The following is an 8,854-nucleotide window of genomic DNA, read 5'->3' as shown; positions in this document are numbered from 1 at the left end:
AATTTAATGTGTCTGATTATTTAATTAAGGAGCTGGTGATGTTAGCTGTACACGAAAACACTTTACAGATTACACAATTAAGTCAAAAAGCGATTCAACAACTTGCTCCCTCCTTTGCGCAATTACCACATACGGAGCATGCTGATGGTCAGTATCGTTTACGGCGCTACTCTGTGGTTCAATTTAACAAAGGGAAAGTCGAGGCGTTGGACAAGCATGACTTTATGCAAACCGATCAAATCAATCATTTTCAAGGCAACATTAAGCGTCATTTCGATCCTATTTTACCCTCTACGTTACAAAGTGAGGGGATGAGAGAAGTGTGCGAGGTGTTTGTGAGTACGAATGGTCTGCCTAATGGGCAAGAGATTGAAATCCATCAGATCCGAATTGCTGCTGTGTTTGATGAGACGCAAGTCGCGCCAGAAGGTGTCCATCAAGACGGTTTTGATCATATTGCGTTGGTGGGGGTGAATCGCCACAACATCGTCGGCGGTGAAATTATGCTGTATCAAGACTGCCATGAAGCCCCTTTCTTTCGGAAAGTGTTAGAAAATGGTGAGATTGCGATGCTCGCGGACAGTAAGTTATGGCATAACGCTTGTCCTATTCGCTCAATTGAGCATGGGCAAGAAGGTCATATGGATGTTTTTGTGTTAACCGCTAAGGATGGCCGAAATGATCTTCACTCCTGAAAAAGTGCGTACGCAGTTTAGTGCTTTGTCGCAAAAATATCATGGTAAGTCAGTGAGTTTCTTAGATGGTCCAGGTGGCTCGCAAGTACCTAAGTCGGTAATAGAAAAAATGAGTGAATATCTGGGCCATTTTAACTCTAATTTGGGCGGACACTATTTTTCAAGCCAAATCACCACTGATTTAATGCAGCAGGCTCGTGAGTCGGTGCAAGCGCTTCTGAACGCTGAGTCATCAGGAAATATTGTATTTGGCGCGAATATGACCTCGTTAACTTTTCAGCTAAGTCGAGCCATTAGCCGAGATTGGCAAGCGGGCGATGAAGTGATTGTTACTGCGCTTGACCATTACTCCAATGTCTCCAGTTGGCAGCAAGCGGCGCAGGATAAGCACGTTACAGTGCACCAGGTAAAGGTGAACCAACAAGATTGTACTTTGGATGTTGAGCACTTACTGTCATTGCTCAATCCTAAAACAAAGCTGGTAGCGGTCACTTATGCTTCGAATACCACAGGATCTATTGTCGATGTTAAACGCATTGTGGATGCGGCGCATCAAGTCGGCGCGATGGTGTATGTGGATGCCGTTCACTATGCTCCGCACCATTTGATTGATGTACAAGAATTAGGCTGTGATTTTTTAACCTGTTCGGCATATAAGTTTTTTGGTCCACACGTTGGTATCGCTTATATCGCTTCGCAGTGGTTACATGCACTTAAACCCTACAAAGTTGAACCTGCAACCAATATTGGTCCGGGACGTTTTGAAACGGGTACGCAGAGTTTTGAAGGTTTGGCAGGCGTGATTGCTGCAGTGGAATATTTGGCGCAATGGGGAGATGCGAGTGGCTCATTAAGAGAGCGTTTGATCGATAGTTTCATTCAATACAACCAGCATGAACGCCAATTGAGTGAGTATTTTCTGTATAAACTTAAAGGATTGAGTTCGGCTAAGCTCTATGGCCTGACCAAGGCTAACAGTGAGCTACGTACACCGACCTTTGCCATTCGCTTAGCTAATCACCACCCAGAATTTGTGGCCAAAACATTGGGTGAGCATAATATTTGTGTGTGGAATGGGCATTTCTATGCGCTTGGTTTAGTGCGTCAGTTAGATCTTGAAAACAGTGGTGGAGTTGTCCGTATCGGTTTTATGCACTACAACACGCGCAGTGAAATTGACGCTTTGTTTGATGTCTTATCCACATTAGCGTAACCAAAGTGGCCCGGAAATCTGTCGAAGGAAAGGTTTCTGGGGCGCAGTGCCTCTTTTAGCTTTCATCTTCGGTTGGCTCTAAGGGTAACTCTTCGATCACAATTGGCTCTTTGGGACCTAAAAATTTAGGTTGAGTATTCGTGATATAGAGATCTAAAAATGCTTTCGTACGAGCAAAGACCTCACGCAGCCTCACTTTAAAACCAGAACGAGTTGTTGGCCCTGCAACCGCTAAACACTGAGCATTAATGTTATGGTAGTTGGCAATAAAGAGTGCTCGCTCACAATGAAATTGTTGAGAAATGATCAAAAAATTGTCGGTTTCGAAGATGCGTTTTGCGCGAACAATGGAGTCCAAAGTACGAAACCCTGCATAATCTAAGTAAATATGTTCGCTCGGGATCCCAGCGCGCAGCAGATCGCGTTTCATCGTCCACGGTTCATTGTACGAACGGTGAGCATTATCACCACTGAGTAAAAACCCTTTTACCTTGCCTTGCTCATACAAAGCGATCGCGGCTTCAATTCGGTGGGTATAGTAGTCATTGAGCGTTTTACCCAAGTACTTACTGGTTCCAAGTACAACAGCGACTTGGAATTGACCGACTTGATTTTGCTCGGTGACGATTTGTTTTTCGGCTTGCCAACTGACCCAGCGATCAATGCCAAGCACAAAAAGGCTTGAAATGAACAACAGTACAGACACGTAGCGAAGCAGCGTGTGAACCCGCTTTTTCCAAACAGGGCGAGAGTGATTTGAAGATGAAAATTTTAACACTAAATTTGACGGTTCCTTTGTGCCCAGATCCCGATAGCAATAAAGCAGAGCATAATAATGCTAAACATCATGCCTGATTCTAACTGCGAAAGTGTCCGAGCAAGGTAAGGGCTCGCTTTGATGATCACCAAACCGTAGCCGAAAGCGTTAATCAATATAAACGTAAATGTGCGAACGACAAAGTGTTGGTTGCGCATTAGCTTGCGCATCGCGGCGTTAATCTCTCCACCGAGCATCACGAGCAAACAAGCGATCAATGCAGTTGATATCTCCGTTAAATACGGTGATAAGTAATGCCCTGCGGGCGCTAAAAAGTTCATCATATTGACTCACAGAAAAAGCCCCTAAACATCAGCCGAAGCTTAGGGGACAGCAGAGTAGTAGCTTAGAAAGCAGTGCGTTTGTAGCGGCGGTATACTGGCTGCCAAAAATGCTGCTCAATAGCGGTTTCTAACACATCATCTGGGATCTCCAGTGCAACGCCTTGCTCAATTGCTTTTTTCGCTACCGCAAACGCAATTTTCTTGGAAACGGAGTGAATGGCTTCCAGTGGTGGAAGCAACGCACCATGCCCATTAAGCGCCAGAGGTGAACAGTTGGCGAGTGCGCGGCTTGATTCCATCAGCATCTCATCAGTAACTCGACGCGCATTGACCGCCAGTACGCCTAAGCCGATACCAGGGAAAATATAGCTATTGTTGCATTGTGCAATTGGGTAGGTTTTACCGTTATGCAACACGGGAGCGAACGGGCTGCCTGTGGCGACGAGTGCTTCACCGTTGGTCCAACGGATAATGTCATTGGGCGTCGCTTCAACACGGCTGGTTGGGTTCGATAGTGGGAAAATAATCGGGCGTGGGCAGTGTTTATGCATCTCAGTGATAATCTCTTCACTGAATAGTCCCGGAGCCCCAGAAACACCGACCAACACCGTTGGCTTGCCATTTTTCATTACTTCCAATAATGAGAAACCATTACCTTCTGTGTTCCAATCATGCGTGTCTTTGTTTTTTTGCACTAGGCGCTGTTGGAAATCAAGTAGGTTAGGCATTCCTTCTTGCAGCAGACCCCAGCGGTCAACCATATAGACTTGAGAACGAGCTTGAGCATCTGAAATACCTTCTGACACCATTTGCGCGATGATTGCTTCGGCAATACCACAGCCTGCAGAGCCCGCACCAAGAAAAGCGATACGTTGCTCGGAGAGTTGACTGCCCGCGGCTTTGCATGCGGCCAATAGCGAACCTACAGTCACCGCCGCAGTGCCTTGAATGTCATCGTTAAAACAACAAATACGGTTTTTATAACGCTCTAATAGTGGCATTGCGTTCTTTTGCGCAAAATCTTCAAATTGGATCAGTGCATCAGGCCAGCGACGTTGCACCGCTTGGATGAACTCTTCTACAAATGCATCATATTCAGCCCCGGTAATCCGAGGGTGACGCCAGCCCATGTACATCGGGTCAGCCAAGCGCTGTGGGTTATTGGTTCCAACATCGAGCACGACCGGTAAAGTATAAGCAGGGCTAATACCACCACATGCGGTATAAAGTGCCAGTTTTCCGATAGGAATACCCATGCCACCAATTCCTTGGTCACCCAAGCCGAGAATGCGTTCACCATCGGTCACTACGATAACTTTTACGTTATGGTTCGCTGCATTATTAAGTAAGTCATCGATGCGATCTCGATTCGGAAAGGAAATGAACAGACCGCGGCCGCGACGATAAATATTTGAAAAGTTTTCACACGCGGCACCCACCGTTGGAGTGTAGATGATGGGCATCATCTCAGTGATGTGGTTTTGTACTAAACGATAGAATAGGGTTTCGTTGGTATCTTGAATATTACGCAGATAGATATGCTTATCCATATCACTTTCAAAGCTGCAGTATTGTTGGTATGCGCGAACAACTTGTTCTTGTATCGTTTCCGTTGTTTCAGGAAGCAGGCCTTCTAAGTTGAAGGAACTGCGCTCTTCAGCACAAAATGCACTGCCTTTATTGAGCAAAGGCGTGCTGAGTAGAGCGGGGCCCGCATAGGGAATATAAAGAGGGCGTTTATCATTATTCATTGTCGGCCTATTTTAGGGTAGAAGGGAACTCAAAAATGATAACGGTTTACTCATGAGATTGTAAATAGACGAGCGGCGACACATGGCACAGAATACTGAAGAATGCCGATAAAAACGGTAGAATTCTCCGTGTTAATTGCTGAGGGCACCAATGTACACATTTTTGTCTATTGGTCTCCTTAAGCAGAGATTTCAAAAGTAGTGTTGAGCGATGATCACTTTAAGTGATAAAGCGACTTTTTGTTCACGGTTTGAAATATTAATCAATCAGACACATATGTCAGTAAGTCTGTTTATGCCTTGTTACAAACCTGGTTTTGATATAGCCAATCCATTCGGTTTTAAGGCATAAAAGACTGTTTTTTTATATCCTATTGCTATATGAACAATCATGGATGATATTGAGTACAGTGTGCTGCCAATTTGTCGGGGGACAAAATGAATACACAAGAAAGGAGACGGGTGGTGTTTGATTACACTACATTTCTTGGCGCGTCATGTAATAAGAAATGGACATTCCTCGAAGCCATGACGTCATTTGCACCGATTTTTGGTACGGTATGGAAAGACAGCATTAAAGAATTATCAAGCCCAGAGGATCGCCTATGGGAAATGGCGTTGAAGTCGTTATCAACACGCCGTAGTGATGAAGCGAATTTAATTTCACTGGTGAGATTGGCGAAATTAGAGGGGATTGAAGAGCTAAAATTAGTAATGCCGTATGCGTTGGATTCTGAACAGATCCAATTGATTCAAAATAAAAGCCAATCTTTGATAAAAAATACAAAACCAGACGAATTTATTATCACCCTGTAAGGGGATAAACCGATAACGGGGCATATTTAATGTCCCGTTATTGTTGAGTACTAGTCAATCAAGCCATATTGAGAACGCAGGATCGTAATGATCTCTTGCTTTGGGTTTTGGCTTAATACGATCGGTTGGCCAACAATTTTCTCTGCAATCGCAAGATAGGTGTTGGAAATATCCATTAATGCAGCCAAAGGCAGCGCATTATCACGTGCAAGCGCTTCTCGCTCAGCCATCCGTTCTTTGTTGAGTAAAATATCTGGGTCAGGGAAGTAGTTGAGCAAGAATTGACGAAAACCCTCTTTCGAATTTTCCACAATACGTCCTTGCTGATAGGAAGCACTGTCCCAGATGCGAGAAGAGTCCGGCGTACCCACTTCATCCATATAAATGAGTTTCTCAACGCCGTTGGCATCGGTGACATAACCAAACTCAAACTTGGTATCGACGAAAATTTGCTCTACTTGGCAGAGTGCATGGCTAATGACGCTGAAGCCTTCTTTTAATAGCTTTTCGTACAAGGCAATATCTTCGACACGACTGAAGTTAAAAGCGGCAAAATTTTCTTCAATATTATGACGTGAGATATTGACATCATCGGCTTCTGGAACACCGGGAATGCCTTTTAAGATGCCTTTGGTTGATGGTGTAATGAGCAGTTCTGGCAGTTTTTTATCTTTCTGCAAGCTTTCTGGTAATTGAATACCACAGAAATCTCGTTCACCTTTTTCGTAAGCACGCCACATTGAACCGGTAATATACTGGCGACAAATCGCTTCAATTTTGATTGGCTTGGCTTTTTGCACAATCCATACAAAAGGATGGGGAATATCTAAAATATGGCTATCGGCTAACCCGTTCTCTTGAAATAGCTTAAACCAGTGGTTTGAAATCGCGTTCAATGCCGCGCCCTTACCTGGTACACCTTTGATGCCACCTTCGGCATGCCAGATACAATCAAAAGCGGAAATACGGTCACTGATTACCATAATGGCTAAAGGTGCATCAGGAGCAACGTTGTAACCTTTTTCTTTGATCAAACGCTGGCTATCTTCTGGAGTTAGCCAATAAACAGAGCGAACTTTGCCGCTATGAACAGGTTGGTGAGTGCGAATTGGGAGGTCGTCATTGACGGCAAGGATTTGATCAGCAAGGCTCATTTAGACATTCCTATCTTTTTCAAACGTCATACAGAGAAGATATCGCTTAGTTCAACACTAATAAGGATATCGATAAACTGTGCGCATCATACCAGAACTATTTTCTGCTGCCAGATAAAAAGCAAACGATTGCCTTTTGTTTGAAAAATTAAGCAGTGGTGAGTTGAATTCAGGAGAAAAGATGCAGTTCTGAGCCGATAAAGCGGCAAACATTGAGATAAAAGCGAAGTAAATAGAGGGGCGATAGCTCGCCAAAAGCCACATATGTGACTTTGGCGAGTAGCACTGAGGATTATTAGGTTTAACTGAGTAAAATTAAAATAGTTCCTGTCAGTGTCATCAGTATATTGGCGATAGCATAGGTGCCAGCATAACCCAATGCGGGAATGGTCGATTTTGCGTAGTCGTTAACGATATCCATCGCTGGTGCGCAAGTTCGTGCCCCGATAATCGCACCAAATAGAAGCGCGCGGTTCATTTTCAAAATGTACGCACCGACCAAATAGGCAAAGACGACTGGCACCACGCTGACTAAAAATGCAAGGCCGATCACTTGTACGCCCACTTCTGAGAGGTGCTGGAACATTTTCCCGCCAGCACTTAAGCCAATGCCTACCATAAAGAACATCAAACCTAGGTCTTTCACCATATTTAATGCCCCTTGCGGCACATAGCCGAAAGTGGGGTGGTTGGCTCGTAAAAAACCAAGCATAATGCCAGAAAGCAGTAGCCCAACCGCGTTACCTAAACCGAAGGAGACTTGTCCAAAGGTCATGGTGATCAAACCAAACAAAATGCCGAGAATAAAGAAGCTACAAAAGGCGAGTAAATCGGCCATTTGACTATGGATAGAGATGAAACCGATTTTATCGGCCAAGCCTTGAACACGGCTTTTTTCACCACTGACTTGCAGCACATCGCCTTTGGCAAGCACAATGTCTAAGTCCATTGGCATTTCAATTTGCGCGCGTATCACTCGGTTCAGGAAACAACCATATTCGGATAAATTCAGATCCGATAGGCGTTTACCAGCAATACTGTCACTTTTTACGACGATTTCCTCTTCAGAGATGCGTAAATCCAGTAGGTTGCGATCAAACACCTCTTTGCCATTTCGAAAGCTAGGGTCTAGCCTTGCATGGCTGTCAGGGAAGCCGACCAGTGCAATTTCATCCCCTTCTTGCAAGATGGCGTCACCGTCAGGATGGGCAAGAATACCATTCCGTCGAATGCGTTCAATATAACAACCGGTTTGGCGATAAATACCAAGCTCACGTAAATTGCGCCCATCAATCCAGTTGATCAACTCTTGACCAACGCGATAGGCACGGATGATGGGTAAATAGACTTTGCGTTGACCGCTGCCACCCAAACCACGCTCTTGAGCAATCTGTTGAGCAGAATCAGAGAGGTTTTGTTTTTGCAACTTAGGCAGCAATTTGGCAAACATGATCATACTGATAAGGCCAATTAGATAAGCCATCGCATAACCCACCGAAACATTATCTAAAATAAGGGATAAATCCATATTTCTTGGAATGGTGGCTAGCCCGGAGTTTAACGCATCTTGTGCGCCTACTAATACGGGGGTGGAGGTTAATGCACCTGCCATCATACCAGCAGCTAAGCCAAAATCGAGGCCGAGATAATAACTGCCAAAATAGGTAATCCAAGTGGCGGTAATGAGCACCACTAAACTTAAGATGAGATAATGTTTTCCGTCACGGAAAAATATGCCAAAAAAGTTAGGGCCAGCTTCAATGCCGACACAATAGATGAACAGCATGAAACCGATGGTTAAGGCTTCAGCATTGAAGGAAAAACCAAGGTGCCCCATGATGAGTGATGTAATTAACACCCCAATAGAGTTGCCCAGTTGTAAGCTACCAAAACGAATTTTGCCAAAACCAAGGCCAATCGCTAAGACAACAAAAATAAGAAGAATAGGGTTCTGATCAAGCAAAAGTACGACGTCGATATTCACGGCTCAACTCGTTATGTGTGCCAAGTGGGGTAGGTAAAGTGTGGGAATTGTATCTGAATATTGCAAAAAGATAAGTGAAATTTGTGACAATTGACATTTCATTGACTTAATTTGAGAGAAAGAGCCATTTATCTATAAAT

General features: G+C 44.3%; 8 protein-coding genes. 3 read left to right on the top strand and 5 right to left on the bottom strand.

Going from position 1 to position 8,854, the window contains the following annotated elements:
* Positions 1 to 38: 38 nt before the first annotated feature.
* Positions 39 to 695, top strand: coding sequence for a 2OG-Fe dioxygenase family protein (locus B9J87_RS15045; protein WP_026028039.1), 657 nt, complete (start codon positions 39 to 41; stop codon positions 693 to 695).
* The gene (locus B9J87_RS15040; protein ID WP_013857127.1) at positions 670 to 1,908 is read left to right on the top strand and encodes a cysteine desulfurase-like protein; all 1,239 of its coding nucleotides are present in this window, start codon (positions 670 to 672) and stop codon (positions 1,906 to 1,908) included. The genes B9J87_RS15045 and B9J87_RS15040 overlap by 26 nt, the downstream gene beginning before the upstream one ends.
* Positions 1,909 to 1,963: 55 nt before the next feature.
* Here B9J87_RS15040 and B9J87_RS15035 read toward each other — a convergent pair whose 3' ends face one another.
* From B9J87_RS15035 to B9J87_RS15025, 3 genes are all read right to left on the bottom strand, one after another.
* Positions 1,964 to 2,713, bottom strand: a complete 750-nt coding sequence (locus B9J87_RS15035) for a SanA/YdcF family protein (protein WP_026028037.1) — start codon at positions 2,711 to 2,713, stop codon at positions 1,964 to 1,966.
* Positions 2,686 to 3,009 (bottom strand): DUF3392 domain-containing protein, encoded by a 324-nt coding sequence (locus B9J87_RS15030; RefSeq protein ID WP_017042030.1) that lies wholly within the window; start codon positions 3,007 to 3,009, stop codon positions 2,686 to 2,688. The genes B9J87_RS15035 and B9J87_RS15030 overlap by 28 nt, the downstream gene beginning before the upstream one ends.
* 62 nt (positions 3,010 to 3,071) lie before the next feature.
* Entirely contained in the window at positions 3,072 to 4,760 is a 1,689-nt protein-coding gene (locus B9J87_RS15025) for an NAD-dependent malic enzyme (protein ID WP_017044631.1), read from the bottom strand.
* Positions 4,761 to 5,198: 438 nt separating this feature from the next.
* Between B9J87_RS15025 and B9J87_RS15020 the strand changes: the two genes are divergently transcribed.
* Complete coding sequence (locus B9J87_RS15020; protein ID WP_026028577.1) at positions 5,199 to 5,576, top strand: hypothetical protein; 378 nt, start codon at positions 5,199 to 5,201, stop codon at positions 5,574 to 5,576.
* A 50-nt stretch (positions 5,577 to 5,626) separates the two neighbouring features.
* Here the strand turns inward: B9J87_RS15020 and B9J87_RS15015 are convergent, their stop codons facing one another.
* Together B9J87_RS15015 and B9J87_RS15010 are read right to left on the bottom strand one after the other, a co-directional pair.
* Positions 5,627 to 6,730 carry a phosphoribosylaminoimidazolesuccinocarboxamide synthase gene (locus tag B9J87_RS15015; RefSeq protein WP_017044633.1) on the bottom strand — a complete coding sequence of 368 codons (1,104 nt, stop codon included), beginning with the start codon at positions 6,728 to 6,730 and terminating at the stop codon, positions 5,627 to 5,629.
* A gap of 301 nt (positions 6,731 to 7,031) precedes the next feature.
* The gene (locus B9J87_RS15010) at positions 7,032 to 8,714 is read right to left on the bottom strand and encodes an aspartate:alanine antiporter (RefSeq protein WP_013857120.1); all 1,683 of its coding nucleotides are present in this window, start codon (positions 8,712 to 8,714) and stop codon (positions 7,032 to 7,034) included.
* Positions 8,715 to 8,854 lie beyond the last annotated feature (140 nt).

It is taken from the genome of Vibrio sp. V19_P1S1T109 (assembly GCF_002241375.1).
Classification (GTDB): domain Bacteria; phylum Pseudomonadota; class Gammaproteobacteria; order Enterobacterales; family Vibrionaceae; genus Vibrio; species Vibrio anguillarum.
The sequence above is the reverse complement of the archived record's forward strand: the minus strand, read 5'-3'. Positions and strand labels throughout refer to the sequence as shown.